The organism is Streptantibioticus silvisoli (assembly GCF_027947535.2).
GTDB lineage: Bacteria > Actinomycetota > Actinomycetes > Streptomycetales > Streptomycetaceae > Streptantibioticus_C > Streptantibioticus_C silvisoli.
This window is the reverse complement of sequence record NZ_JAAGKO020000025.1, coordinates 17,208-42,734: the sequence shown is the minus strand read 5'-3', so window position 1 is coordinate 42,734 and position 25,527 is coordinate 17,208. Positions and strand designations below refer to the sequence as shown.

23 protein-coding genes are annotated in these 25,527 nt (G+C 73.3%); 19 read left to right on the top strand and 4 right to left on the bottom strand.

Features of this window, described 5'->3' with window-relative positions; translation table 11 throughout:
- The first annotated feature begins 16 nt into the window (after positions 1–16).
- Together POF43_RS17990 and POF43_RS17985 are read left to right on the top strand one after the other, a co-directional pair.
- The gene (locus tag POF43_RS17990) at positions 17–586 is read left to right on the top strand and encodes an isochorismatase family protein (protein ID WP_271322547.1); all 570 of its coding nucleotides are present in this window, start codon (positions 17–19) and stop codon (positions 584–586) included.
- Positions 583–1,155, top strand: a complete 573-nt coding sequence (locus POF43_RS17985; RefSeq protein WP_271322546.1) for a YbhB/YbcL family Raf kinase inhibitor-like protein — start codon at positions 583–585, stop codon at positions 1,153–1,155. Before POF43_RS17990 ends, POF43_RS17985 begins: the two co-directional genes overlap by 4 nt.
- 338 nt (positions 1,156–1,493) lie before the next feature.
- On the opposite strand, the gene POF43_RS17980 is transcribed toward POF43_RS17985, so the two are convergent.
- Positions 1,494–1,928, bottom strand: a complete 435-nt coding sequence (locus POF43_RS17980) for a hypothetical protein (protein ID WP_271313160.1) — start codon at positions 1,926–1,928, stop codon at positions 1,494–1,496.
- 808 nt (positions 1,929–2,736) lie between these two features.
- Positions 2,737–3,225, bottom strand: a complete 489-nt coding sequence (locus tag POF43_RS17975; RefSeq protein WP_271322545.1) for a GNAT family N-acetyltransferase — start codon at positions 3,223–3,225, stop codon at positions 2,737–2,739.
- 769 nt (positions 3,226–3,994) lie between these two features.
- Between POF43_RS17975 and POF43_RS17970 the strand changes: the two genes are divergently transcribed.
- From POF43_RS17970 to POF43_RS17930, 9 genes are all read left to right on the top strand, one after another.
- The gene (locus POF43_RS17970) at positions 3,995–5,359 is read left to right on the top strand and encodes a TrpB-like pyridoxal phosphate-dependent enzyme (protein ID WP_271313158.1); all 1,365 of its coding nucleotides are present in this window, start codon (positions 3,995–3,997) and stop codon (positions 5,357–5,359) included.
- 785 nt (positions 5,360–6,144) lie between these two features.
- Positions 6,145–6,840: a LuxR C-terminal-related transcriptional regulator gene (locus tag POF43_RS17965; RefSeq protein ID WP_271313157.1), complete on the top strand. Its 696-nt coding sequence runs from the start codon at positions 6,145–6,147 to the stop codon at positions 6,838–6,840.
- A 650-nt stretch (positions 6,841–7,490) separates the two neighbouring features.
- Positions 7,491–8,939, top strand: coding sequence for an AMP-binding protein (locus tag POF43_RS17960; RefSeq protein WP_271313156.1), 1,449 nt, complete (start codon positions 7,491–7,493; stop codon positions 8,937–8,939).
- A complete protein-coding gene (locus POF43_RS17955) occupies positions 8,936–9,196 on the top strand; it encodes an acyl carrier protein (protein ID WP_271322544.1) in 261 nt (86 codons plus the stop codon). Before POF43_RS17960 ends, POF43_RS17955 begins: the two co-directional genes overlap by 4 nt.
- 39 nt (positions 9,197–9,235) lie before the next feature.
- Positions 9,236–9,613, top strand: coding sequence for an ectoine synthase (locus tag POF43_RS17950; RefSeq protein ID WP_271313154.1), 378 nt, complete (start codon positions 9,236–9,238; stop codon positions 9,611–9,613).
- Positions 9,614–9,632: 19 nt separating this feature from the next.
- Positions 9,633–10,793, top strand: coding sequence for an acyl-CoA dehydrogenase family protein (locus tag POF43_RS17945; RefSeq protein WP_271313153.1), 1,161 nt, complete (start codon positions 9,633–9,635; stop codon positions 10,791–10,793).
- Between the two features lie 20 nt (positions 10,794–10,813).
- Positions 10,814–11,533 carry a transglutaminase-like domain-containing protein gene (locus tag POF43_RS17940; protein ID WP_271313152.1) on the top strand — a complete coding sequence of 240 codons (720 nt, stop codon included), beginning with the start codon at positions 10,814–10,816 and terminating at the stop codon, positions 11,531–11,533.
- Positions 11,534–11,615: 82 nt separating this feature from the next.
- Positions 11,616–12,131, top strand: coding sequence for a hypothetical protein (locus POF43_RS17935; RefSeq protein ID WP_271313151.1), 516 nt, complete (start codon positions 11,616–11,618; stop codon positions 12,129–12,131).
- Between the two features lie 437 nt (positions 12,132–12,568).
- Positions 12,569–13,546 carry a TIGR03564 family F420-dependent LLM class oxidoreductase gene (locus POF43_RS17930; protein ID WP_271322543.1) on the top strand — a complete coding sequence of 326 codons (978 nt, stop codon included), beginning with the start codon at positions 12,569–12,571 and terminating at the stop codon, positions 13,544–13,546.
- 151 nt (positions 13,547–13,697) lie between these two features.
- On the opposite strand, the gene POF43_RS17925 is transcribed toward POF43_RS17930, so the two are convergent.
- Positions 13,698–14,843, bottom strand: coding sequence for an acyl-CoA dehydrogenase family protein (locus tag POF43_RS17925; RefSeq protein WP_271313149.1), 1,146 nt, complete (start codon positions 14,841–14,843; stop codon positions 13,698–13,700).
- Positions 14,840–15,430 (bottom strand): acyl-CoA dehydrogenase family protein, encoded by a 591-nt coding sequence (locus POF43_RS17920; RefSeq protein ID WP_271322542.1) that lies wholly within the window; start codon positions 15,428–15,430, stop codon positions 14,840–14,842. Before POF43_RS17920 ends, POF43_RS17925 begins: the two co-directional genes overlap by 4 nt.
- Before the next feature lie 427 nt (positions 15,431–15,857).
- Between POF43_RS17920 and POF43_RS17915 the strand changes: the two genes are divergently transcribed.
- From POF43_RS17915 to POF43_RS17880, 8 genes are all read left to right on the top strand, one after another.
- Entirely contained in the window at positions 15,858–17,828 is a 1,971-nt protein-coding gene (locus POF43_RS17915) for a condensation domain-containing protein (RefSeq protein ID WP_271322541.1), read from the top strand.
- Complete coding sequence (locus POF43_RS17910) at positions 17,825–19,165, top strand: preATP grasp domain-containing protein (protein WP_271313146.1); 1,341 nt, start codon at positions 17,825–17,827, stop codon at positions 19,163–19,165. The genes POF43_RS17915 and POF43_RS17910 overlap by 4 nt, the downstream gene beginning before the upstream one ends.
- Positions 19,162–20,466 (top strand): type III PLP-dependent enzyme, encoded by a 1,305-nt coding sequence (locus tag POF43_RS17905; RefSeq protein ID WP_271313145.1) that lies wholly within the window; start codon positions 19,162–19,164, stop codon positions 20,464–20,466. Before POF43_RS17910 ends, POF43_RS17905 begins: the two co-directional genes overlap by 4 nt.
- Positions 20,467–20,469: 3 nt before the next feature.
- Positions 20,470–21,459, top strand: a complete 990-nt coding sequence (locus POF43_RS17900; RefSeq protein ID WP_282698770.1) for a 3-oxoacyl-[acyl-carrier-protein] synthase III C-terminal domain-containing protein — start codon at positions 20,470–20,472, stop codon at positions 21,457–21,459.
- Positions 21,456–22,052, top strand: a complete 597-nt coding sequence (locus POF43_RS17895) for an acyl-CoA dehydrogenase family protein (protein ID WP_271318497.1) — start codon at positions 21,456–21,458, stop codon at positions 22,050–22,052. Before POF43_RS17900 ends, POF43_RS17895 begins: the two co-directional genes overlap by 4 nt.
- Positions 22,049–23,209, top strand: a complete 1,161-nt coding sequence (locus POF43_RS17890; protein ID WP_282704646.1) for an acyl-CoA dehydrogenase family protein — start codon at positions 22,049–22,051, stop codon at positions 23,207–23,209. Before POF43_RS17895 ends, POF43_RS17890 begins: the two co-directional genes overlap by 4 nt.
- Positions 23,196–23,957 (top strand): hypothetical protein, encoded by a 762-nt coding sequence (locus POF43_RS17885; RefSeq protein ID WP_271317630.1) that lies wholly within the window; start codon positions 23,196–23,198, stop codon positions 23,955–23,957. Before POF43_RS17890 ends, POF43_RS17885 begins: the two co-directional genes overlap by 14 nt.
- A gap of 172 nt (positions 23,958–24,129) precedes the next feature.
- Positions 24,130–25,089, top strand: coding sequence for a 3-oxoacyl-[acyl-carrier-protein] synthase III C-terminal domain-containing protein (locus POF43_RS17880; RefSeq protein WP_271325316.1), 960 nt, complete (start codon positions 24,130–24,132; stop codon positions 25,087–25,089).
- Positions 25,090–25,527: the final 438 nt, after the last annotated feature.

Genomic DNA, 25,527 nt, shown 5'->3' with positions numbered 1-25,527 from the left:
GGAGAAACAACCTTCCATGACACTCACCACGATCGACCCCGCCGCCGCACTGGTCGTCATCGACCTGCAGAAGGGCATCGTCTCGGCCCTCGCCGGCGACCCGGCCACCGCCACCGTCGTCAAGCACGCTTCCCAGCTGGCCGCCGAGTTCCGGCGGCACGGCCTGCCGGTGGTCCTGGTCAACGTCAACGGGCGGGCGCCGGGGCGTACCGAGGTCGGATGGTCCGGCAGCGGCGCCGCGCTGCCGGCCGACTGGACCGACCTCATCGACGAACTCGACGTGCGGCCGACCGACCACCTGATCACCAAGCGGCGGCGCAGCGCGTTCCACGACACCGGCCTCGACACCCTCCTGCGGGATCTGGGCGTCACCCAGATCGTGCTCGCCGGCATCTCGACCAGCGCGGGTGTGGAGTCGACCGCCCGCTCGGCCTCCGACCACGGCTACCACGTCGTCCTGGCCACCGACGCGATGACCGACCCCGACGCCGAGGCCCACCGCCACAGCGTCGAGCGCGTCTTTCCCAAGCTCGGCGAGACCGCCACCAGTGCCGAGGTCGCCGAGAAGGCCGAGGCGACGCGATGACCCTGCTCGGCCGGCTCCTGAAGAACCGCAGGGCGGGCGACACCCATCTGGCGTGGAACCTGCCCAACCTGCGCGGCCCCGAGTCGCTGACCCTCACCAGCCGGCACTTCGGCGACGGCGAGGTCATGCCGCTGGAGACCTGCGCGAAGCCCGCCGGCGGCGACGACCGGTCCCCCCACCTGGCCTGGACCACGCCCCCGCCCGGCACCGCGCAACTGCTGCTGGCCGTCGAGGACGTCGACGTCCCCATCGGCAAGCCCGCCGTGCACTGCCTCGCCCTGATCGATCCGGCGACCGGGCACCTGGAGCCCGGCGCCCTGACCGCGAAGCAGCCCGGCCCCGGGGTGCGGGTGCTGCGTTCCACCATCGGACGCGGCTACCACGGCCCCGCACCGGTCAAGGGCCACGGGCCGCACCGCTACGTCTTCCAGCTGTTCGCCCTCGCGACGCCGGTGGACGGCGCCCCCGGCACACCGCCGGTGGATCGGCTGCGGCCCCGCGCCCTCCTGCCCGCCGTCACCGCGCCCGTCCTCGGCCGCGGCCGGCTGACCGGCGTCTTCGAACGCTGACCCCGGCCCCGGTCCCGTCACGGGCAGTACGCCCGGGGCTGTCCGTTCCCCGGTCCCGCCGGGAGACGGACAGCCCCGGGCCGGGCCGGTGGCACGATCCCGGGACGACCGGGCCGACCCGTCGGGCTCATGACGTCCGCCGGGCCTATGACGTCCGCCTGGCCCGCAACGTCGGCCTGGCCCACGACGCCCGCCGCGCCGGACACGGACACTCGGCGCGCCCGCTCCGGTCGAAGGGGTCGAAACGGTCCGGGGACGGCCCCGCGGCGAACGGCCGTACGGGCCGTTCGCCGCGGGAACCGTCCCCGGGGTGGTCGGCGCTGCGCGCCGTGGGCTTTCTAGCCGAAGGACTTGACGAAGTCCTGGACCGTGCCGCGGGCCTGGATGTCGATCTTGTGGCCGTCGGCGAGGCGGATCGTCAACGGCTCCCAGCCGCCGCCCGTCCCGGCCTCCAGGCTGGAGATCTGCTCGCGGGGAACGGAGCCGAGGTGGTCGTTGACGTGGCCCAGCGCCGCGTCGGCCGACCAGATGTGCAGCGCGGTGGCCGTCAGGCCGAGGACCATGCCCGCCGCCATCGGAACGTGGGTCTCCTCGGTGATCTTGTGCGCCTTGGCCGTCGCGGCGGGGCGGGCGATCAGGAGGTTGCCCAGCGGGGCCATCATGCGGGCTATGCCCTCGGAGGCGTTGATTCGGGCGTAGACCGCGCTGGTCAGCGGACCGTCCGCGAGCTGCTCGGACAGGGTGCTGGTCAGTTCGTCCTCGGAAACGTGCATGGTCACTCCTGGTTGGGTTAAGTGGAACAGCTGCGTGACAAGCACGACAGCGGGGTTCACGGGTCCGGTCCGCCGAGGGTGGCCCCCGGTCACCGCTCGGTGGGCGCCCGGCGTCGGAGCGCGGGGCGCGGCCTGTGACGGAAGGACGGCGGCCGGTGCGGGGGGCGCGGTGCCGCGCCCGCCGGATCCCCGGCGGGGCGGGGGGAGCCGGGGCGTTCTCCGCCCGGAACCGTCGTGCCCGCGACCAACCGCGTCCGGTGCATTCCGATCAACTCCTCACCCCCACAGCTCACCTGACCAACCATCACCAACCGCGCCCGTCGGACTTCCGACGGGCGCCCCCGTCAGGCCCGCGAGGCAAGGCTCGCACCCGGCGGTGGCAGGGCGACTGCTTCCCCCGGTTCCTCCACACAAACAGCACGAAGGCAATCCGCCGGTCGCCCCGAGCCCCCGATCCGCTCGCACCGTCGCGCATGCGAGCGGGAGCCGGGTGCTCGTCGCGCAAGGATGTCGCACCGGGGACGGCGTCCTCAACTCCGTTGGCCGGTAAGGCCGTTCAGCGGTGATGCGGCACCGGCCCCCGACGCGGCCGGCGTCGTCCGGTCGCAGGGTTCGTACGGTCACCGCAGCCGGCGCACCCGTCGTCAGGCGGGGCGCCGGCCGGCACGGCGGCGGGGGAGGGGCCGGTCGCCGCGCCGCCCTCAGGGCCGCGATGTCCGCGCCGCCGTGACGCCCGCGGTGCCGCGCCGCCCGTGACGCCCGCGGCCCCCGGCGGGCTCACCCCCGCGGGCTCACCCTCCCGGTGGGATCAGCCCTTGCTGCCGAGGTCGGTCAGCGGCTTGCCGGTGAGGCGCAGGATGATGAGGTCGTGGCCGCGCACGGACGGGCGTTCGGCGCCGAGGGAGTCGTAGAATTCGATGGCCGGCTTGTTGCCGTCCGTCGCCCACCACTGCATGTGGCGGTAGCCGCGTTCGACAGCCAGGCCGGCCAGTTCGCTCATCAGGGCGGTGTCGTAACCGCGTCCCGCCCACTCGGGCTTGACATGGATGTCGTCGATGTGGATGGCGGTGCCGCGCCAGGAGCTGTAGACGAGCGACCACAGGGTGTAGCCGATCACCTGACCGGTCTCGTCGTCGACGGCGAAGTGGGCGAAGGCCACCGGCGCGGGCCCGAACAGCGCGTCGCGCAGTTCCTCCTTGTCGGTGCAGACCTGCTCCGTGGCCTTCTCGTACTCGGCCATCCCGAGCATCAGCGTGTGGAGCAGTGCGAGGTCTTCGGCGATCACTGGACGAATCATGTGAGCCAATCTCCTGATCCGGTTGGTGGACACGGGCCGATCGGCGGCGCTGTGATCCGGCCGCCGTGCTGCCCTGCGTGCCGCACGGGAGAGGACTTCCCGAGACCGTCGCGCCTGCCCCCGGGCGCGACAACGGTCCCGGCCGCGCGCCGACCGGGGATCACTCCCGTGATCGGTGCCGGCGGCACCGGCCCGGCGGCCGGCCCCGCCCGGCCGCCGGCTCAGGCTCGCACCCGGACCCGGAAACCGCGTACGTGCCCGACGAAGGGTTGGTGTAACTACCAGTCTTCTCCAGGGGAAATGGACGCCGATTTCCGGACCCGTTGCGGACGCGGAGGCCCGAACGAACGGCCGGCGCGGCGTGGCGGGCCGTGCGGCGCGAACGGCGGTCCGCATCGGCACCGGAGCGCGAAAGGCTTTCCCGTACGGGCGGGCCGGCGCGCCGGAAAGGCGTTCCCACCTGGGGGATCGGTATCCCGGAAGGGGGTTCGCGGGTAGGTTCGCGGCGCCCCGAAAAGCCTTCCCGCGCCGTCCGTTCGAAGGCGGGGCGGTGGTCCGGACACCGGATCGATGGCTTGTACCACCTTCCCGGCCGGAGCGCCGGTCCACGGGACTGATCATCCGTCACCCAGGCGGAATTCCACTACTTTCCCTATGACCGGGGGACGCGCGATATCCACCGGCCGTACCCGTGGCCAGAATGCTGTGGCTGAAGGGCGGCCCGTCTGTCGGGGCAGCCGACACAACGTCAATGCGCAGAAAGGCAGCCATGATAGAGCCGGTACGGTTCGAGCTCAGTGCCAAGGACATCCCAGAGACCTGGTACAACATCGCCGCCGATCTCGACTACGTGGCGCCGGTGTTGAGCCCGGCTACCGGCAAGCCGGTCACGCGCGACGAGATGGCCCGCACGATGCCCGAGGCGCTGGCCGACCAGGAGATGAGCCGGGAGCCGGAGTTCGAGATCCCGGACGTCGTGCGGCAGTTCTACGCGCGGTGGCGGCCCTCCCCCCTGGCGCGGGCCCGCGGCCTGGAACAGGCCCTGGACACCCCGGCCAAGATCTACTACAAGTACGAGGGCGTCGCGCCGACCGGCAGTTTCAAGCCGAACACCGCGATCCCGCAGGCGTACTACAACAAGCTGGCGGGCCGCACCGGTCTGATCGCCGAGACGGGCGCCGGCCAGTGGGGCAGCGCCATCGCGTTCGCCGCCGCGCTGTTCGGCATGGACGCCAAGGTGTTCATGGTCAACGTCAGCTTCCAGCAGAAGCCGTACCGCCGCGCCCTGATGGAGACCTTCGGCGCGGTGTGCACGCCGAGCCCGAGCGCGGAGACGGAGGCCGGGCGCGCGATCCTCAAGGAGTTCCCGGACCACCCCGGCAGCCTCGGCATCGCCAAGTCGGAGGCGCTTCAGACCGCGTTCTCCGACCCCCGCTGGGGCTACACCCGCGGCAGCGCCCTCAACCACGTGTGCGCCCACCAGACCGTGATCGGCCAGGAGGCCATCACGCAGATGGACATGGCCGGCGACTACCCGGACATCGTGGTCGGCTGCGCCGGCGGCGGCAGCAACCTGGCCGGCCTCGCGTTCCCGTTCCTGCGCGCCCAGCTCAACGGCGGTCCCAACGTCCGGCTGATCGCGGCCGAGCCGGCCGCCTGCCCGAGCCTGACGCGCGGCCGGATCGCCTACGACTACTCCGACACCGTCGGCCTCACCTCGCTGACCCGCACCCACACCCTCGGGCACCAGTTCGTGCCCCCGGCCGTGCACGCCGGCGGTCTGCGCGCCCACAACATCGCCCCGCTGATCAGCCGGGTCGTGGAGGAGGGGCTGATGGAGGCGGTGGCGCTGCGCCAGAAGGACTGCTTCGAGGCCGGTGTGATGTTCGCCCGGACCGAGGGCATCGTGCCCGCCCCGGAGTCGACCCACGCCATCCGCGGTGCGATCGACGAGGCGATCCGGTGCCGGGAGGAGGGCGTCGGCAAGACCATCCTGTTCGGCCTGTCCGGTCACGGCAACTTCGACCTGAGCGCCTACGAGCGCTACCTCGGCGGAACCCTCGCCGACGACAGCATCGACCCCGAGGCCCTGGAGAAGGGCATGGCGAGCATCCCGAAGACGGGCAACGAGTAACGCCCGGCTCGCCGGGTTCGCAAGAGGGAACGGGGGCAAGCTCGTGCAACACCGCACCACCCAGGGGCCGTCGGCCCCGGGCCGGGTCCACGCACCCGGCCGTGCCAAGGCCGCGCCGGCCGGCTCCGGCCGGACTGTCGCCTGCGGCCGTCACCACCGAGGTGACGGGCGCCGGACCGCCGCGGGCGGTACCAGTACCGGTGCCGCGCACCGGCACGGCTCCGCCCGGCGTGCCCGTCCCCTTCCTTCTTCCCGGCCCGGTCCGCGAACGCGCCGCGGCGACGCCCGCCGTGCCGGCGCCCAGCGCGTCGTAGCGGCCGGCCAGCGCCGGGCGTACGACCACCGGCACGCCCACGGCCGCCGTGCGACGGCGCGTACGGCCATCCCGTGACAGCTTCCGCCCGCGGGGTACGGGGTCGCGGACTGCGTACCCCGCGGGCGGACCGGGAAGGCGTGCCGGCCGGATCGGCGGACATCCGGACACCTTCGCGGCAGCGCGCACCATCCGTCGGTGGCGCCCATCCGCACGGATGAGGGCACAGGCGTCACCGGCGCCCTCTCGGAAGGCGGGGTCCACAACGTGATGGACGGGCCCTGCGAACCGCGGATCCCGCCGGACCGCGGCGACCTCCCGGGGCCCGAAACGCTCGGCGGGGGCTGTTGATTGCGGTGGAAGGAATCCGGTGCGCGGGGTGGACGCCGCGGGCACCGGGACCGGCCTGTCCACCAGCCGACGCATCCATCACCCCGGCTCCTTTCCCGGAAGTATGGAGGTTGAGGTCAAGATGCCCACAACTGATCCGGCAGGCCCGGTGACGAAAGTCGCGGTGCTCGCCAGCCGGCCCCTGCTCGTCAAGGCGCTGCACACCGTGCTGGCCGAGGACCCCGATCTGGAGTCCGCCGGCGCCGCTGACTCCAGGTCCCAGCTGCTGCACATCCTGGACGCGCAGGCGCCGCAGGTCGTCCTCATCGACGACTCCGATCCCGGCTGGGAGACCATCGAGATCCTGCGCAGAATCCGTGACCACGCCGCCCGGCGGATCGCGGTGGTCATCCTCATCGACCGGGCGGTCGACGACTCGGCCCTGGAGTACCTGTGGGCCGGGGCCGACGGCCTCGTGCTGCACAACGCGGCGCTGAGCGAGATCGTCAGCGCGGTGCGGGCCGCCTCGGCCGGCCACGCGGTCCTGCCTCCGCCACTGGCCCGCCGGCTGGTGGACCTGCTGGTACGGCGCATTCCGGCGCGGGCCGGCGCGGCGCAGCCGTCGTCGCTGACCTCGCGCGAACAGGAGATCTTCGACCTGATCGCGGCCGGCATGTCCAACCACGAGGTCGCCCTCGCCCTGGTGCTCAGCGAGAAGACCGTGAAGTTCCACGTGTCCAACCTGCTGCGCAAACTGGGGGTCCGAAGCCGCGCGCAGGCCATCGTCTGCGCGTGGGACCAGGGCGTTCCCGCCGGCTGGCGGGGGGACTCGGCCTAGCGCATCCTGAGGATTTCGGCCGGCTCGCGACGTGCGGCACAGCACATCGCGGCGTTGCCGAAACGCCCCGGTGGAACCGACTGGTGGGACTTCCCCAACTGCCGCCTCCGGCGCCTTGCTCCCCGGCCTTCGGCCAGGAGGCATCCCGCACCGGACGCCAGTTGCTGATCCACCCTGATCCGCCGAAGACGACCTGGGACGGACCGCTCCGCATTCCTCCCGTATCCGCCTCCCGGTACCGCCGGCGCCGGGCCGCATTCCGGCCCGGTGGTCCGGCGGGGGCGCTACGCGTTCGTGCCGGCCGCGGCCGGCTCCAACAGGCTCAGCATCGTGGCCCGATGGGGCCCGGACGTGCTCCGGCGGGACGAGGTCGTCGTCGGCCGGAAATGACGTTATCACCGGAATCGGTTCCGGGTGACGCCCGGCGCATATCCCGTGCCGAACGGCCCGTTTACTGCCCGGGGGTGCATACAAACACACGATGGCGCCGCGGGATACCGGTCCAAAGAACGGGTTGTGAACCCCGCCGCTGGTCCGAAGCCGAACAGGAAGTCGATCGAACAAACTGTCCCTGACGGTTCATCCGGTCGAAGGACACGGCACGAAGGGCACGGAAAAACGGCCCTTCGATGCCCGATCAACGGGGAGTTATGTCCAGATCGTTGGCAGGAGACGTCATCACCCTCGCGCGGCAGCGCCCGGAAGCCCCGGCGCTCCTGTGCTCCGGTGCCCAGGACCAGGCCGTCAGCTACGCGGAACTGGTCGAGGAGTGCGAACGGGTCGGCGCGGAACTCGACGCCCGCTACCCCGACGCCGGCCGCCCGCTCGCGCTCCAGGCGGCGAAGTCGGCCGTGGCGCTGGCGACCGTGCTGGCCTGCATGCGGGCCGGCCGCCCGCTGCTGCTGGCCTCCACCGAGCTGGGCCGGGACCTGCTGGCCGACCTCGTCGCCCGGTCCGGGTGCCAGGCCGTGCTCGGTGTCGCGGACGACGCGCTGACCCACCGGCCGGTCGCGCAGCCCGACGAGTCGCTCCCGCCGGTGCCGGAGGGCACCAGCCTGCTGCTCACCACCTCCGGATCGACCGGCACGCCCAAGCTCGTCCCGCTCAGCGGCGACGCCGTCGACGCCTTCACCGCGTGGGCCGGCACCGCCTTCTCGCTCGGTGCCGGAACCCGGGTGCTGAACTTCGCCCCCCTCAACTTCGACCTGTGCCTGCTCGACATCTGGGCGACGCTGCGGCACGGCGGATGCGTCGTCCCGGTCGAACAGGACCGCAGCGTCGACCCGAAGTACCTGATCGACCTGCTGGAGACGGCCCGCCCGGAGATCGTGCAGGCGGTGCCGATGTTCTTCCGGCTGCTGACCGAGGCCGGCGTGCCGCAGGACTTCCCGAGCGTCCGCGACGTCCTGCTGACCGGCGACCACGTCCACCGCTCGGTCCGGTCCGGGCTGTCGCGGCTCTTCCCCCGGGCGCGGTTCCACAACGTGTACGGCTGCACGGAGACCAACGACAGCATGCTTCACACCTTCACCGCCGAGGAGGCCGCCGCACTCGACGTGCTGCCGCTCGGCGGTCCGCTGCCGGGCGTGCAGGTCGAGGTCCTGGTCGACGGCGAGGTGCTGAGCGGGGCCGGTACCGGTGAACTCCTGGTCCGCACCCCCTTCCAGACCACCGGTTACCTGGGCGACGCCGCGAAGGACCGCTTCCCCGTCCGCGACGGCCGCGCCTGGTACCGCACCGGTGACGTGGTGACCCGGTCCGCGGACGGCGGGCTCGCCCTCGTCGGCCGCACGGACTCCCAGGTCAAGGTCCGCGGGGTGCGGATCAACCTGGAGGAGGTCGAACGGGTCCTCAACAGCCACGAGAACGTCGCCGAGGCCGCCGTGGTCGCCGTGCCCGATCCGGCCGCCGGCCGCCTGCTGCACGCCTTCGTCAGGCGTCACGACGAGACGGTGACCGGACTGCAGCTGCGCAGCTACTGCGCCGCCAAGGTCAACCGGGCGGCCATCCCGGCCGCCTTCCACCTGGTGACCGACGCATTGCCGATCGGGCCCACCGGCAAGGTGAGCCGCCGCCTCCTCCTGGAGAGACTCGCATGACTGTCAAACACGACATCACCGCGCACATCATCGCGGAGTACCTGCCCGGCACCCCCGTCGAGGAGCTGGACTCGTCGTACGACCTGCTGGAGAACGGTGTGATCAGCAGCCTGGAGCTGCTGCGGCTGATCGCCTGGCTGAGCGACCGCTACGACATCCCGTTCGCGGACCTGGAGATCTCGCCGGACGACTTCCGTTCCGTCGGCGCCATCGAAAAGGTCGTCACCCGCTTCGAGGGCCTGCCCGCTGCGGAATAGGCCCCCGAGTCCCACCGCCACCACACACAGGAGAAGAACATGTTCATTCGTGAAAAGTCAAAGGTCGAACCGGTCGAGTGGGGAAGCGGGCCGAGCCACCGGCTCCTGGTCGAGGCCGACAAGATGGGCTTCGCCGTCTGCCACACCGTGGTGCGGGCGGGGACGAAGTCCCGGCTGGAATACCGCAACCACTTCGAGGCCTGCTACTGCATCAGCGGTACCGGCCGGGTCGAGGCGGCCGACGGCAGCGTCGGCTACGACCTCAGCCCCGGGGTGCTGTACGCGCTCAACGAGCACGACGCCCACTTCCTCATCGCGTCCCCCGAGGGCGACATGGAGCTGGTCAGCGTGTTCAACCCGCCGCTGCGGGGAGACGAGCGGCACTCCCTGACCGCCGACGGTTTCTCCGCGTACTGAGAAGCAGGGGTACGCGACGATGATCCGCTGGAGCGAGGAACAGCAGGAACTGTGCCGGGCGATCGGTGAGGTGGCCGCGAAGCTGGGCTCGGACCACCTCGAAAACGACAAGAACGGCACGTTCGACCAGGAGGGCTGGCAGAAGCTGAAGGACGTCGGGCTGTTCGGCCTGCCGTTCGACACCAGACACGGGGGCCTCGGCAAGGACCTGACCACCACCGTCCATGTGCTCGAACAGCTCGGTTACGCCGGCCGTGACTCCGGACTGAACTTCTCCGTCTCCACCCACATGGTGAGTACTGGTGTCCCGCTCCAGCGGTTCGGATCGTCGGCGCTCAAGGAGCGCTACCTGCCGGAGATCTGCGCCGGCACGATGATCGGCGCGCACGCCATCACCGAGCCCTCCGGCGGCTCGGACGTGATGGGCATGCTGACCACGGCCGTCGCCGACGGGGACGACTTCGTCCTCAACGGCAGCAAGGCCTTCGTCAGCAACGGCTCCATCGCCGACCTGATCGTGGTCTACGCGCGCACCGGTGCGCCGGGAGACGTCGCCGGCATCACCGTCTTCCTGGTCCGCCGCGACTCGCCGGGCCTGTCGGTCGGCAACCCGATCTCGAAGATGGGCCTGCGCACCTCACCGCTGGCCGAGGTCTTCCTCGACAACGTCCGGGTGCCGCGCGACCACGTGATCGGCGCCAAGGGCGCGGGGTTCCTCATCCTCGACCACGTGATGAAGTGGGAGATCCTGTGCGGTTTCGGGATCATCGTCGGGGAGATGCGCCGGCGGCTGGAACGCTGCGTGGAGTACGCGCGCACCCGCACCGCGTTCGGCTCGGCCATCGGGTCGAACCAGTCGGTCGCCAACATGATCGTCGAGATGCGGATCGACGTGGACACCGCGCAGAAGTGGATCCACGACACGGCCGAGAAACTCCAGTCGAAGGCCGACGTGGCCAGTGACATCGCCATCACCAAGCTGGTGGTGAGCGAGGCCAACGTGCGCTCCGCCCTGGCCGCGGTGCAGGTCTTCGGCGGGTACGGCTACGTCAGCGAGTACGGAGTCGAGAAGGACCTGCGGGACGCGGTCGGCGGCCGGATCTACTCCGGGACCTCGGAGGTCCAGCGTCAGCGCCTGGCCACCCTCATGGGCTTGAACCGTCCCGTCAAACTGTCCTAGGACTCTGGAAGGAATGCGCAATGGGAGACGACAACGGCGCCGCGGAGGCCCAGGCGGGCCCCGCCACCGGTGCCTCACTGGCCGCGACCGAGTTCCTCGACCACCGGTCGGAACAGGTTGAGGCCTTCGTCGGCAAGGCCCTCGCCGGCCTGGGCGGGGCGGGCAGCGACACCGACAAGGCCATCGCGCTCTACTACGCCGTGCGGGACGGGATCGACTACGAGGTCTACGGCGCCGACCTGACCCGCTTCGGCCTGAGCGCGACCGGCGTGCTGGAGAAGGGCTTCGGATTCTGCGTCCACAAGTCCATCCTGTACGCCACCGCCCTGCGCTCGGTGGGTATCCCGAGCCGGGTGTACTACGGCGACGTCCGCAACCACCTCGCCTCCCCCCGGCTGCGCGAACTGGTCGGCGGGGACGTCTTCCGCTTCCACAGCCTGACCGTGGTCCAGCTGGAGGACCAGTGGGTCAAGGCCACCCCGGTCTTCAACAAGCTGCTGTGCCGGCTGTACAAGATCAAGCCGCTCGACTTCGACGGCCGCTCCGACAGCCTCTACCACCCGTTCGACGAGACCGGCCGGCAGCACATGGAGTTCATCCACGAGCACGGCTCCTTCGACGACGTCCCCTACGATCTGGTGGTCGACGGGATCCGGCAGGCCCACCCGCTGCTGTTCGCCAGCGCCCACACCACGGTCGCCGGCTCGCTGGCCGAGGAGGCCGCTCCCGCGGCGACCTGAGCGGCGGCCCCGGGCCGGCCGCACGGCCGGCCCCGCCGACGTACCGGACCGGATCCACCGACGCATCAGAAAGGAGGCCGCGGTGTCGACGCAGGCGCAGCGCCTCGACGAACTCGCCGGGTACGCCGAGTACCCCGGCTGGACCCACCTGGCCCAGCAGTACCACCCCGCGGGCCGGCTGTCCCTGCCGGGAGCCCACCTGAAGTGGTACGACATCCGCGGCGCCGAACAGGACGCCACGCCCGAGGTGAGCGACGAGGCCCGCGCGTTCCTGCGCGCCGAGGAGGCCGCGGGCCGGCTGGCGTTCCGCGAGGAACTCGGCTTCGTGCTGCTGCACCGCTGCGGCGAGCGGTACATCCTGATCGCCGGCGTGTGGCGGGACCGCAACGAGCTGGTGCAGGTGATCTACCTTCGCGACGACGCCGGCTTCCAGCCCTACCAGCACGAGCCCGGCCTCCAGCAGGCCACCCAGGACGTCGACGAGTTCGTCGTGACCTGCCACGAGAGCCGCGCCTGGCTGACGTACCTGCGCTCGGACCGCGACGCCGCAGCCAAGCAGGCCTACCTCGACGACTTCGCCCCCGGGGGACCGCGGTAGGAGCGACCGACGCTGCCGCAGCGGCCGTTGACGGTGTGTGGCGCGGGGTGCGGATCACCGGACCCCGCGCCCACCGCCGCGCAACGGCCGGCCGGCGAACCGTGCGCCGCGATCATTCCGGTGGGCCACCGCACCGGTCGCGGTGGCTTCGGCGTGCCGTCAGCGCGTTCGCCGTCCTGCGGTGCTCCTCGCGTGGGGTGAACGCGCCGTGCGTGCCGCGGTGGTCCTCGTGTGCCGCGAACTAGCTGTCGGCGGGCGGGCGTTGACGCGTACCGCCGATCCTTGGCTAGGTAGTGCCGTGGCCGCACGCCGGTTCGACCGGTGGCGGGCCCGCCCGCGGCCGGCGTGGACGCCGCGCCCCTACAGCGAAAGCGAGGCGATCACACGATGTCGCGTACCAGGCGTTCCGCGGCGCCGCCGCGAAGGGGACCGGTGTCATGACCGTCGGTGTGATGCTCCCGGCCGGCGACACCGGCGGTGCGACGAACCTGGTGGAGGAGCTGCTCCGGCAGACCCGGCAGGCCCGCGACGCCGGGGTGGGGTCGGTGTGGTTCTCCCAGCTGTTCGACCACGACGCGATCACCCTCGCCGCGCTCGCCGGCCGCGAGGTGCCGGGGATCGCCGTCGGCACGGCGGCGGTGCCGCTCTACCCGCGGCACCCGCTGGTGCTCGCCAGCCTGGCGCAGACCGCGCAGGCCGCCACCGGCGGTCGCTTCACCCTGGGGGTCGGGCTCGGGGTCCAGACGCTCCTCGAACCCGCCTACGGGGTGGACTACCCCCCGCCGATCGGCCACCTGCGCGAGTCGCTCACCGTGCTGCGGCAGGTGCTGCGCGGTGAACAGCCGCGGTTCACCGGCCGCACCGTCACCGCGCGCCCCCCGCTGCCGACCGCGGTGCCCGGGGGCGGCGACGTGCGGCTGATCGTCGCCGCGATGGGCACGCAGGCGCTGCGCGCCGCCGGGGAACTCGCCGACGGCACGGTCACCTACCTCGCCGGTCCCCGGTCGCTGGAGGAGCACATCGTGCCGCAGCTGTGCCGGGCCGCCGCGCGGGCCGGGCGGCCACAGCCCCGGGTCGTCGCCGCGGTGCCCGCCGTCGTCACCGACGACGTCGAGGTCGTCCGGCAGACCGCCGCCGTGCACCTGGGCGCCTACGCCTCGCTGCCGTCGTACCGCAAGGTGCTGGCCCGCGAGGGGGTGGCGCACCCCGCCGACCTGGCGCTCGTCGGCGACGAGGCGACGGTGGCCGCCGGAATCCGCCGGTACTTCGACGCCGGGGCCACCGAGGTGGTGGTCATCCACGCCGGTATGCGCTCCGCGCGGGAACGGCTGCGCACCTGGGCCCTGGCCGGCGAACTCACCGCCGCCGCGGACCTGCGCCCGGCCGCGGTGGCCGGCGTCGGCGGGGGACGCTGACGCGTTCGGGGCGGCGCCGGCGGGGGACGCCGACGCCTGCGGGGCGGACGGGACCGGCGGTGCGGGGCCCGGCGACCGGGCGCCCCGCGCAGCCGTGGCGGGGTTCACCCCGCCGTGGCGCCCGCCGGCCGGCGTCAGCCGCCGGCCGGCGTCAGCGTGCCCGTGCCCCGCCCGGGACCGCGTCGGGGGCGACGGTGAGGTGCAGGATGTTGCTGGTGCCGTCCATGAACTCGAAGGCGTAGACGTCGCGGCACCACTTCTCCAGCAACGGGTGGTCCAGCAGGCAGCCGGGACCGAGGGCCGACTCCGCCCACCGGGTGGCCTCGACGGCCAGTTGCGTGGTGTGCAGCTTGGCGACGGACGGCGCGCGCCGGTCGTCCGGGGCGTGGTCGGTCTCGACCGCCTTGTCGTAGACCAGCTGCCGCGCGGCGTCCAGCCGTGCCGACAGCACCGCGTGCCCCGCCCAGCCGGGCCGCTGCTCGCACACGTAGTCGCGGATCGCGTACGCCGCGCCCAGCGCCTGGGCGCCGATCTGCAGGCGGATGACGTTGAACGCCCGCACGGCCCCCCACATGCCGCGCCGCGACGCCGGCAGGTGCCGGCCCAGCACCATGTCCGGCGCGACCGGCACCGCGTCGAAGGACATGTGGCCGATGCACGCGCCGCGCAGCCCCATCATGGGCAGCGCCGTGCCGGTGAAGCCGGGGGTGGGGTGCCGCAGCATCACCGCCCGGATGGACAGGGCGGTCGGGCCGGTCCGGGCGAACACCACGCCGGTCGTGCCCCGTTCGGCGTTGGCCACGTAGCGCTTGGCGCCGCTGAGCAGGAAGTCCGCCGCGTCGCCGGGGGCCCGGTCCAGGCGGGTCAGCATCGCTGTGGCGTCGCTGCCGCGGGCCGGCTCGGTCATGCCGAAGAAGGTCCAGGAGCGGTTGTCCGCCAGGTCCCGGTAGAACCACTCCTGCTGACGTTCGTCGCCCAGCGCCTCGACCGCCAGGCCGGCGAGGGACGGCGCGGCGCAGGCGTTCATCACCCCGACGTCGCCGGTGGCCAGCTCGACGTTGGCCACCACGCGCCCCAGGCAGCTGGTGGTGAACTCCTCGGCGCAGGGCGGCACTTCGCCGGTGCGGAACGCCTTCGGGGTGCTCATCAGGCGCAGCAGTTCCATCGTGCCGGACGCGCGCAGCCGTTCGGTGTCGAAGGGGTCGGCGTCCACCGCGAGCGCGTCGCGGCGCAGGTCGGCCGCCAGGTCCCGGCTCAGGCCGCGCAGGTCCCGCAGCCCCCCGCTCAGCCGCGTCACAGTGAACGTCCGCGGGGCACCCAGCAGTTGGCGGTCAGCCTGGAGACGTACGCGCCCGACGCCGGGTTCCTGCCCACGTAACCGCTGGCCCCCAGCAGCTTCGCCAGTTCCCAGTCCACCGACGTCAGCCGGTCGTGCACGTCGGCCACCACCGCCGGATGCGTCGCGCCCGGCAGGCAGCGGCGGGCCGCCTCGACGGCGACGTCCGCGGCGGCCAGCGCGGCCGCCACGAGCTGCTTGCCGAGCAGCGGTTCACCGCCGCCCACCCGCCCGGACAGGTGCTCGACGACCTGGGCCGTCAGCCGCCGGGTGACCCCGATCCGGACGGCGCCGATCCGGGCGGCCAGCGCGGTGGGGTCGGCGGCCGGCGTGCCGCGCCGGGGCCCGGGGCGTACGAAGCTGATCCCCTCGGCGGCGGCCATGTCGTGCCGGATCACCAGCGCCCCCGGCGGCACGGCGCTCACCGGCAGCGCCGCGACCCCGCCCGGCGCGTCACCGGGGTCGACGCCGTCCAGGGCCAGCGCCAGCCCGTCCGCGAGTCCGCCGGCGTGGCCGGCCCGCTCGCACTCCTCGATGGCGTTCCGCATCGCACCCTCCGTGACGGTGGCCCGCTCCCGCGCGCCGGACGAACGGTCGCCGCAGCGCCGACACCCGTCCGGCCCGGAACAGCGCACCGGACCGCGCACGGCGTCGCCGCCGTGCCGCCGCGACACCCCGCGGGAGCCGGTCGAATCGTTCCGCCGAATTCCCCGCGACAACACGTGACGGGATTTCGCGCCGCGATTTCGGCCGTGCCTTTGTCCCCTGGAGCGGATGGCCGTGGAGGTCGCCGGGGGCGCCCGGATTTCCTGGATGATTTCCTGCCGGAAAAGCGGGTGTCAAGAATGGGCGTACCGTCATCGGACCCATTTTCGGTGGCAGCTTTCTGTCAGCCGCAAAGTGTCACCGCCGACCCCTGACGCGATACCGCCGGCGCACGCGACCATCGCTGCGGACAAGGATGGGGGAGGTCGGATGCCAGTGTCCAGAAGCGCTCAGCTGTGTTGGGGCCAGCACTACCACCTTCTGCGGTACCACCAGGTCCCCGAGGTGTCCCGGCACGAGGCCCACATCAAGGCCGAGTACCCGCTGCCCGACGGCTGCACGACCGAACACGTCAGGCGCGCGCTCAACCACCTGGTGCGCCGGCACGAGGGGCTGCGCACCGTCTACGACCTGGACGCCCACCCCTGGCCCCTGCAACGGGTGGAGCCGCCCGCCCCGCTGCCGCTCCATGAGGCGACCACCGAGGACGACGGGACCCCGCCGCCCGCCGAGGTGATCCGGCGGCTGTCCGACACCGCCTTCGACATCACCCGCGACTGGCCGCTGCGGGCCTGCGCGGTCACCACCGGCGGCCGGCTGAAGCGGCTGCACCTGGTCTTCAACCACCTGTCCTTCGACGACGTGAGCCTCGACGTGCTGTGCCACGACCTCGACGCGGTCCTGGCCGCGCGGACCGAGGACCGGCCGGTGATCCTGGCGCCGGTCGCCCAGCAGCCGGTGGACCTGGCCCGGTACGAGGCCGCCCGGCCGGCCGGCGTGGTGGAGGCGGCACTCGACCACTGGCGCGGCGAGGTGCGCCGGCTGCCCGACGACGTCTTCCTGCGCCGCCGCGACCCGCACCGCGCACCGGGCGCCGCCCACGCCGCGTCGTTCACCGTGCCGTCGCTGCTGGCGACCGCCCGTGCCGTCGCCGCCCGGCACCGCGTCTGGCCGTCTGCGGTGCACCTGGCCGCCTACGCCGTCACCCTCGCCGCGTACACCGGCGAACGCGCCGTCGCGCACCGGATGTACACCAGCCAGCGCGACGCCAGCGGCTTCCCGTCCGTGCTGACCTGCATGTCCTACCCCACGCCCGCCGTGCTCGACCTGCGCGACGACCCGCCGTTCTCCACGGTGCTGCGCCGGGCGGCCGACCGGGTCGGGCAGGCGATGGCGCACGCCCACATCCCCTACGACCGCCTCCTGGAGTTCATCGCGCAGGAGGGGCTGCGCCGCGGCCGGCCGGTGCGCGTCGCGTCCGAGCTGAACTTCCTCGACAACGCGCCGCTGTCCTGCCGCACCCGGCGCGACCGCTTCACCTGGAACGCCGCCCCCACCGACTGGACGACGGCCGCCTCCGACCTGTACTTCCGGGTCTACGAGTGGAGCGACGGCATCACGCTCGCCCTCCAGGCGGTCGAGGAGGTGATGGACCGCGACGCGGCGGAGCGCTTCCTGCGCGGCTACGCCCGGCTGCTGGCGGCCCATGCCGACCCCGGCACCGATCTGACGGTTGGTCAGGCCGCCGAACTGGCCGGCTTCACCCCCGCCGCCGAGCGCCCCCTGCTGGCGGTGGCCGGCCAGAACGTGGACGCCGAGCAGACCGCGGCCGCGCTGCGGGAGCACCCCGGGGTCCGCTCCGTCACGGTGCGCCACGACGACCGGGGACTCGTCGCGGACGTCGTGGCCGACCGGCCGGTCACCCCGGCCCTGTTGCGCACCCACGCCCTCGGCGCCGCCCACGACCGGCCCGGGGCCCGCTGCCCGGACTGGTTCCGCGTCAGCGACGCCGGGCGGCGGCTGCCGCCGGTCGAGGGCGACGGCTCACCGGCGGCACCGCGCCCGCCGGCGGACAGCCAGGCCGAACGGGACCTGCTGGCCGTCACCGCCGAGGCCAACGGCCTGCGCGCGGTGGACCCGGCCGACAGCTACGCGGCGGCCGGCGGCCGGGCCCTGCGGATGCCGCGGGTGCTCGCCGCCCTGCGCGCACGCGGATGGGAGGGCCTGACGATCGACCTGCTCGGCGGCGCCCGCCCGCTGCACACCCTCACCGACCGGATGCGACGCTCCGGCCACGCCGCGGACCCCGGACCGGCCGGAGGCGGCAGACCCCGCCCGGACGGCGGCGGGACCGCCTCACCGGCGACCGGGGCCGGGATGGGAGAAGGAAGGGACCGATGAACTTCGTCGAGCGGTTGAAGCACGACCTCACGGGAGACCCCGCGGCCCGTTTCGTCTTTGTCAACAACTTCGAGGTGGAACGCAGCTGGGCGGTCGGGGAACCGAAACTGCCCGGCGCCGGCATCTCCTTCGCGGGGACCACCGTCAACCGCATGGAGGAGATGGGCGTCCTGCTGGCCGACGAGGGCGACGTGGTGGTCCTCAAGGCCGCCATGGACCCCGACTTCGCCGGCTACCTCGGCGGGCTGGGCGTGGCCGCCGGACGCACCCTGGCGGCGGAGAACAGCGACCCGCAGCGCACGGTTACCGAGGACGCGCTGGTCTCCCCCCTGCTGCTGGACGCGCTGCGCGAACTCGCCGACGGGCGCACCTACCTGATGCCGCTGGGCGTCTCGGCGGCCGAGGAGGAGCTGTCGAAGGCCACCGGGCTGCCGCTCGCCGGACCGTCCGCCGCCACCTGCAAGGCGGTCAACGGCAAGGTGTTCAGCCGCCTGCTGGTGGACCGCACCGGCCTGCGCGCCGTACCGGGCCGGATCTGCCGGACCGTCGGCGAACTGCGTGACGCGCTAACCGCGCAACTGGCCGAAGGCGGCCGGGCGGTGGTCAAGGAGTCGCTCGGCGTCTCCGGGCGCGGCATGGTCCGGGTGGAGGACGAGCGCGGCGCCGGCCGGCTGCTGCGCCTGATCGAGCGGCGCGGCGCCGACGCCCCGGCCAACCTGGTCGTCGAGTCGTGGATCGAGCACGCCGCCGACCTCAACTACCAGCTCGTCGTCTCGCGCGGCGGCGGCGTGCGGTTCGAGACGGTCAAGGCCGCCGTACTGCGCGACGGCGTCCACCAGGGCCACCGCTTTCCCGTCGAACTGTCGCCCACCGCGGACCGCGAACTGCGCGAGGCGGCCGACACCATCGGCCGCGCCCTGCACGACGAGGGGTACTTCGGCATGGTCGGCGTCGACGCGATGCTGGGCCGCGACGACACCCTCTACCCCTGCCTGGAGATCAACGCCAGGTTCAACATGTCGACCTACCAGAGCCGCATCGCCGAACGGTTCGTGCCCGACGGCACCCACGCGATCGCCGCCACGATCGCACTGCGCCCCCGGCGCGCCCACACCTTCGCCGAGGTCGCGGACGCCCTCGGCGACCTGCTCTTCGACGGTTCCGGCCGCCCCGGCGTGCTGGTCAACAACTTCGCGACGCTCAACGCCGCCGCCGGCGGTGCCGACTTCCACGGGCGGCTGTACGCGGTCTGCCTCGCCGGGTCCGCCGACGCGGCGCGGACCGTCCGCGACCAGGCACAGGAGCGTCTTCACAGGATGGTGGACACCCGGTCATGAAGATCCAGGGGATCGAGTACGAAGAGCTGGCCCAGGAGTTCGGCACGCCGCTCTACGTCTACGACGCCGACGTCCTCACCGGTGCGATCACCGGACTGCGCGACGTGCTGCACCCGGCGCTCGAGGTCTTCTACTCACTGAAGGCCAACCCGAACATCAGCGTCTTCGACGTGCTGCGCGAAGGCGGTGCCCGGGCCGAGGTCTCCTCGCTGGTCGAACTGCGCACCGCGCTGGCCGCCGGAGCACCGCCGAGCGACATCATCTTCCTCGGCCCCGGCAAGAGCGAACGCGAACTGGCCGCCTGCCTGGACGCCGGCGTGCACGCCATCGTGTGCGAGTCGTTCGACGAACTGGACGACATCGAGCGGCTTGCCGGCGAACGCGGGGTGCGCCAGCGCGTGCTGCTGCGGATCAACCCCGAGCGGACCATCGGCGGCTCCCGGCTGACCATGGGCGGCAAACCGCGGCAGTTCGGCATCGACGAGGCCCAGGTGCTGTCCGCCGGCGACCTGGCCAAGAAGTACCGGTACGCCGACGTCGCCGGCATCCACGTCTACCTCGGCACCCGCATCCTGGACGCCGCCGTGGTCGGCGCGAACACCCGCTACATCCTCGACCTGGCCGACCGGGTGGCGCACAGCACCGGTATCCGGCTCGACACGGTCGACATCGGCGGCGGCCTCGGCGTCGCCTACTTCGACGGCGAGGCCGACCTCGACCCGGCCGACGTCGCGGCGCAGGTCAACCCGCTGCTGGAGGCGTTCACCGCCGACCACCCCGGCACCCGCCTGATCATGGAGGCCGGCCGCTACCTGGCCGGCCGGGCCGGCGTCTACGTGATGGCCGTGCGCTACGTGAAGGAGTCGATGGGCGAACGGTTCGCCATCGCGGACGGCGGCACCCACCACCACATGGCGGCCGTGGGCATCGGCTCCTTCGTCAAGCGCAACTTCCCCGCCGTCCTGCTCAGCCGGCGCGGCGACGACGGCGGCGCCGGCGAACCGCAGCCGTGGAACGTCACCGGGCCGCTGTGCACGCCCAACGACTCGGTCCTCAAACGCGCCGCGCTGCCCGCCCTGGAACGCGGCGACCTGATCGGCATCACCTGCTCAGGCGCCTACGGGCCCTCCGCCTCACCCGGCCTGTTCCTCAGCCACGGCTACCCGGCCGAGGTCCTGGTCAGCGGCGGCCGGGCCTTCCTGGTGCGCCGCCGTGACGAGCCCGACGACCTCACGCGCCCGCAGCAGCTGCACCGCGCGCCCGCCGCCGACCGCCCCCGCGACCGGACCCCGGCGGTCTGACCCGTGACGACCCCGCAGCCGTCCCCCGCCCCGCCCCTGGGCCTGTCCCGGGTGGCGGTGCGGCTGCCCCGGCTGAGCGAACCGGTCGACGACATCCTGGTACGGGCCGGGCGCGGGGCCATGGAACGCAAAATGTTCGCCCGGGTCCACGGCCTGCGCACCAGCCCCACCCTGGCCCCCGGCGAACGGATGGCGGACCTGCTGGTCGCCGCCGGCCGCGCCGCGCTCGACGGCGGACCGGCCGCCCTGGTGCTGTACGGCCACACGCTGCTGGCCTCCGAACTCGACCGCTCCGGCCCCGCGCTCGACGTGCTGCGCTCCCGGCTGGGCGTCGAAGCCGGCCGCTTCTACGGGCTGTCGCACGTCAACTGCGCCTCGGTGCTGCGCGCGGTCGAACTGGCCCGCCGCTACTTGGGCCGGCCCGGCGCCGGCCCCGCCGAACGGGTCCTGGTGCTCGGCGGCGACCAGGGCAGCAGCTACCAGGGGCTGTCGCGGGTCATCCCCGGCGTCGCGGTGGCCGGCGACGCCGCGGTGGGCGTCGTGGTCCAGGCCGCCACCGCGGACACCGCGCCGCGGTACCGCTACCTGGGCGGCGCGGCCGGCCGCGACACCCGATTCCACCGCAACCTGCGGATGTCGCCCGAGGAGGCCGCGGCGTTCAACGAGGTGTGCTGCGAGGAGACGGTGGCCACCATGCGGCGGGCGGTACGGGCCGCCGGCCTGACCCTCGACCAGGTCGACTGGGTCATGCCGCACCTGTCCAACCGCATGTTCTGGGGCAAGGTCAGCAGGCGCTCGGGCATCCCGAAGGACCGCATGTGCCTGGACCTGATCCCCGAGCGGGGCCACAACTTCGGCACCGACGCGTTCATGGCGCTGGAGCACGCCGAGCGCTCCGGCCTGCTGCGCCCCGGCGAGCGTTGCGTCCTGGTCGCGATCGGCCAGGGCGCGTACTTCCAGTCGATGGTCGTCGAGGTCAAGGAGGATGCGTGAGTACCAGCATGATGGAGTGCGAGCGGACCGGGCGGGACGCCGGCCTGGCCGCCGGGCTCGCCCTGACGCTGCGCGGCACGGCGGTCGCCGACATCGCTCCCGGCCGCTACGCCGCCGTCCCGGACAAGGACCTGCCGGACGGCGCCGCGGTGCGCAGGCACCGGCTGGCCGACGGTGAGGGCATCGTCTTCCTGGAGTGCCCCGGTGAGCGGCCGGCCGACGCCGAGGGGCTGGCCGGCACCGGCCGGCTGCTGGCCGCCGTCCGGCTCGGTCTGGTGCGGCGCACCCTCGACCAGGCGGTCGAGCACCTGTCCGACCGGCTGTCCGGCGGTGAGCCGCTGATCCGCAAGCAGCTGATCACCGGCGCGGTCGCCGACGTCATGGCCGACGTGGAAATGCTGCGGGAGTACGCCACCGGGCAGGCCGAGCCGGTGGCGCTCGCCGACGTCCACAACCGCATCGACGACTTGGGCTGGCAGGTGACGAAGCTGTTCGGCGCCGCCGGCTACCTCGCCGACAGCCCCGGCGGCGCCCTGTACGTCTCGGCGCTGGCGGCGAACACCTGGGTTCCGCGCACGGAGGTGGAGCGGTGATCGACTTCGACGCCCGGCTGCGGGCGGTACGCGACATCTCCCGGGTGGCGGCCGAGGACCTGCGCGGCCGCGCCCTGGCGATCGACGCCGACCCCGACGCGATGGACGCGCACCTGGGCTCGCCGTGGTTCACGCTGTTCCGGCAGTCCGACACGCCTGTGGAGTACCGCGAGTCGATCCCCGGCGGCGTACCGCTGCCGGACGGCCTGCGGATGCCGGACCGCAGGTCCTGCCTGGAGAACGTGGTCGGTTTCGTGGAGACCGCGCGCGGTGACGCGGCCACCGTCCTGGCCTGCCCCTGCCCGGGCCTGGCCGGCGTCCTGGTCGAACTCCTCGGCAGCGACGCGCAGCGCGAACGGTTCTACACCCGCCTTCATGGTGGGCGTACGTGGGCGTTCTTCGCGATGACGGAGGCGGCGCACGGGAGTGATGCGGGGGCGATGGAGTCGCGGTTTGTTTCTGATGGTGGGGGTGGGTGGTTGTTGTTCGGGGGGAAGCGGTTTGTGGGTAATGGTGCGCGGGGTGGGGTGGGGGTGGTGTTCGCTCGCACAGGTCGGTCGGCGTTGTCGGTGCGGGCGGCGTTGGTGGAGGTGCCGGTGGTGGGGTGGTCGGGTCGGCGGTTGGAGACGGTGGGGTTGCGGGGGGCGGCGTTGGGTGAGTTGGAGTTCGACGGGGTGCCGGTGTCGGGGGAGATGATGTTGGGTGAGCATCTGCCGGTGACGCGGCGGGGGTTGTGGGGTGCGGTCAAGACGTTCAATCAGGTGCGGTTGCATGTGGCGGCGGCTGCGGTGGGTACCGCGATGGCGATGGCGGAGTACGTGGGTGAGCATCGCAAGGGTGCCCCGGGGCTGTCCCTGGCGCTGGCGCGTACCGAAGCCGCCCGCGAACTGGTCTACGAGGCGGCGGCCCTCATGGACCGTGACGCCCAGCGCGGCTACCTGTCCTCGGCGGCGAAGCTGGGGGCGACGCGGATGGTGGTGGAGGTGGCGCGGTGGGCGTCGGGGGTGATGGGGCCGGGCGGGTTGCTGGAGCATCCGCTGCTGGAGAAGTGGACGCGGGACGCGGGTGCCTTTGAGTTCATGGACGGCACCGGCAACGTGCAGCGGCTGCACGTGGCCCGCGGCTACCAGGCGGGAGACGCCGATGGCCGGTCTTAGCGTCGACGCCTTCGCGGCGGCGACCCTGCCGTTCGCCAACTACCTCCCGCTGAGCACCTTCGCGGTGGAGACGGTGCCGTCGGTGCGCCTGGAACAGGAGCACGGCATCCCGCCCGAGCACCTGATGGTGCTGTCCTCGGAGGACCTGGCGGGCGAGGGGCCGGACGTCAGCGCCCTGGTACTGGCCTCCCTGGGGGCCCCGCCGGTCGAGCAGCCGCTGTTCCTGGTGCGCTCCGGCCCGTTGCGCGACTCGATGGTGGCGGCCCTGGCGCAGCTGGTGCACGAGGCCGGCTGGGCCGGCGAGGACGTCGGCGTGACGCACCTGGAGGAACTGGGCGGCACGGTGGTCTTCGACCTGCTGGGCTGGGCCGTGCCGCAGGAGAGCGGCGCCACCGTGGTCATCTGCGACGAACCGCTGTTCGCCGACGGCCGCCGCGACGGGCGGTTCGCCGCGGTCGGCCTGCGGCTGAGCCGCGGGGCGGGACCGCTGACGGTCGCCGGCTGCGGCGAGGGCCCGCCCGGCGCCGAGGCCCCCGCCGCGGACCACCGCTTCGGCGGCAGGGGGCCGTGCGACAGCTGGCTGGCCCTGCACGAGGCCCTGGCGGCCGGCCGGATCGGCGCCGGCGAGCGGGTACTGCTGCACGCCCGCGGGCCGTTGCGGGAGGGATGGCTGCTGCTGGAAGCGGCCGACCCCGCCGCCCTGCGGCTGACCGGCAGCGCCTCCCCGGCACCGCGCACCACCGGATGAGGCCGGGCCGCGCGGACGGCACGACGGCGCCGCGCCCGGCGCCGCGCGCACCGGCCCGCCCGCCGGGTGACGAGAGGAAGTCGACGATGGACGACACCCGCAAGGACCGCTCCGGGCCCGCGTGCCCCGGCACGCACGCCGGCCTGCCGCGCCCGGCGGCCCGGGCCGCCCGGTGAGCGTCGGCCTGTCCCGGGTGGCGGTCCAGCTGCCGCGCGGGATCGAGGCGGTCGACGACGTCCTCGTGCGGTCCGGCTGCCGGCCCATGGAGCGCCGGATGTTCGCCAAGGTCTACGGGCTGCGCGACAGCCCGACACTGGCCGCGGACGAGCGGATGGAGGACCTGCTGGTCGAGGCCGGCCGCGCCGCGCTCGACGGCGGGCCGGCCGCGCTGATCCTCTACGGGCACACCCTGCTGATGGCCGAGGTCGACCTGTGCGGTGAGTTCCCTGACCGGCTGCGCTCCCGGCTCGGGCTGTCCGGCAGCCGCTTCTACGGGCTGTCGCACATCAACTGCGCCTCCGTACTGCGCGCGGTGGAGCTGGCCCGCAGCTTCCTGGGCCGGCCCGGCGCCGACCCGGACGAACGCGTGCTGGTGCTCGGCGGCGACCAGGGCAGCGCCAGCGACCGCGGACGGTTCATCACCGGATCCACCGTGGCCGGCGACAGCGCCATCGGCCTGCTCGTGCACGGCCCCGGCGCCGCGGCCCGGCCGCGCTACCGGTACCTGGCGGGCGCCTCGGGACGCGACACCCGCTTCCACCGCAACATGCGGATGCCGGCCGAGGAGTTCGCCCTGTTCAACCGGATCTGCTCCGAGCAGGCCGTGGAGACCCTCGACCGGGCCGCGCGGGCCGCCGGCCTGGCCATGGACCGGCTCGACCACGTGATGCTCCACCTGTCCAACCAGGTCTTCGCCCGCTCCTTCAGCCGCCAGTCGGGCATCCCCAAGGACCGCATCCACCTGGACCTGCTCGCCGAGCGCGGCCACAACTTCGGCACCGACGCACTGATGGCGCTGCAACACGCCGACCGCACCGGCCGGCTGCGCCCGGGGGACCGCTGCGCACTGGTCGCCATCGGCCTGGGCGCGTACTTCCAGGCGGTGATCGTGGAGGTCGCCGAGGACCGGTAGGGCGGCGGCCCGCTGCGGCACCGGTCACCGAGGACCGGTGGGGTGCCGGAGCGCTGCGGCGGCGGTCGTCGGGAATCGGTGAGGCGCCGGCCCGGTACGCGCAGCGGTGGGATCCCGCCCTGTCGCGGCGGCGGTCACCCGGCCCTGCGCGGCGGTCGGCGGCCGGCGGCCCCGCACCGCGGCGGTCGGCGCGCACGCGCCCGGCCGCCGAATCGGCATGCGCCGCGCCGATACGGCCGTGTGCCGCACCGAATCGGCCCGCCCCGCCGCCGTATTCGGTCCGCCCGGAAAATCTCCTCGCCGCGACCGGCCGTTCCGCGACGGCCGCATTCGCCCGGCGCGTGCCGGGCGCGGCGACCGGAAAAGGGCGGCAACTACCTGTCGGCGAAAGGACGTTGACGCATTTCGGCGCCGCTGGCTTTTATGACACCACGCGTT

What these genes read in the sequence shown, in the direction of transcription:
- POF43_RS17990 (WP_271322547.1), top strand. Translation starts at nt 17, where the DNA reads ATGACACTCACCACGATCGACCCCGCCGCCGCACTGGTCGTCATCGAC.
- POF43_RS17985 (WP_271322546.1), top strand. Translation starts at nt 583, where the DNA reads ATGACCCTGCTCGGCCGGCTCCTGAAGAACCGCAGGGCGGGCGACACC.
- POF43_RS17980 (WP_271313160.1), bottom strand. Translation starts at nt 1,928, where the DNA reads ATGCACGTTTCCGAGGACGAACTGACCAGCACCCTGTCCGAGCAGCTC.
- POF43_RS17975 (WP_271322545.1), bottom strand. Translation starts at nt 3,225, where the DNA reads ATGATTCGTCCAGTGATCGCCGAAGACCTCGCACTGCTCCACACGCTG.
- POF43_RS17970 (WP_271313158.1), top strand. Translation starts at nt 3,995, where the DNA reads ATGATAGAGCCGGTACGGTTCGAGCTCAGTGCCAAGGACATCCCAGAG.
- POF43_RS17965 (WP_271313157.1), top strand. Translation starts at nt 6,145, where the DNA reads ATGCCCACAACTGATCCGGCAGGCCCGGTGACGAAAGTCGCGGTGCTC.
- POF43_RS17960 (WP_271313156.1), top strand. Translation starts at nt 7,491, where the DNA reads ATGTCCAGATCGTTGGCAGGAGACGTCATCACCCTCGCGCGGCAGCGC.
- POF43_RS17955 (WP_271322544.1), top strand. Translation starts at nt 8,936, where the DNA reads ATGACTGTCAAACACGACATCACCGCGCACATCATCGCGGAGTACCTG.
- POF43_RS17950 (WP_271313154.1), top strand. Translation starts at nt 9,236, where the DNA reads ATGTTCATTCGTGAAAAGTCAAAGGTCGAACCGGTCGAGTGGGGAAGC.
- POF43_RS17945 (WP_271313153.1), top strand. Translation starts at nt 9,633, where the DNA reads ATGATCCGCTGGAGCGAGGAACAGCAGGAACTGTGCCGGGCGATCGGT.
- POF43_RS17940 (WP_271313152.1), top strand. Translation starts at nt 10,814, where the DNA reads ATGGGAGACGACAACGGCGCCGCGGAGGCCCAGGCGGGCCCCGCCACC.
- POF43_RS17930 (WP_271322543.1), top strand. Translation starts at nt 12,569, where the DNA reads ATGACCGTCGGTGTGATGCTCCCGGCCGGCGACACCGGCGGTGCGACG.
- POF43_RS17920 (WP_271322542.1), bottom strand. Translation starts at nt 15,430, where the DNA reads ATGCGGAACGCCATCGAGGAGTGCGAGCGGGCCGGCCACGCCGGCGGA.
- POF43_RS17915 (WP_271322541.1), top strand. Translation starts at nt 15,858, where the DNA reads ATGCCAGTGTCCAGAAGCGCTCAGCTGTGTTGGGGCCAGCACTACCAC.
- POF43_RS17910 (WP_271313146.1), top strand. Translation starts at nt 17,825, where the DNA reads ATGAACTTCGTCGAGCGGTTGAAGCACGACCTCACGGGAGACCCCGCG.
- POF43_RS17905 (WP_271313145.1), top strand. Translation starts at nt 19,162, where the DNA reads ATGAAGATCCAGGGGATCGAGTACGAAGAGCTGGCCCAGGAGTTCGGC.
- POF43_RS17885 (WP_271317630.1), top strand. Translation starts at nt 23,196, where the DNA reads ATGGCCGGTCTTAGCGTCGACGCCTTCGCGGCGGCGACCCTGCCGTTC.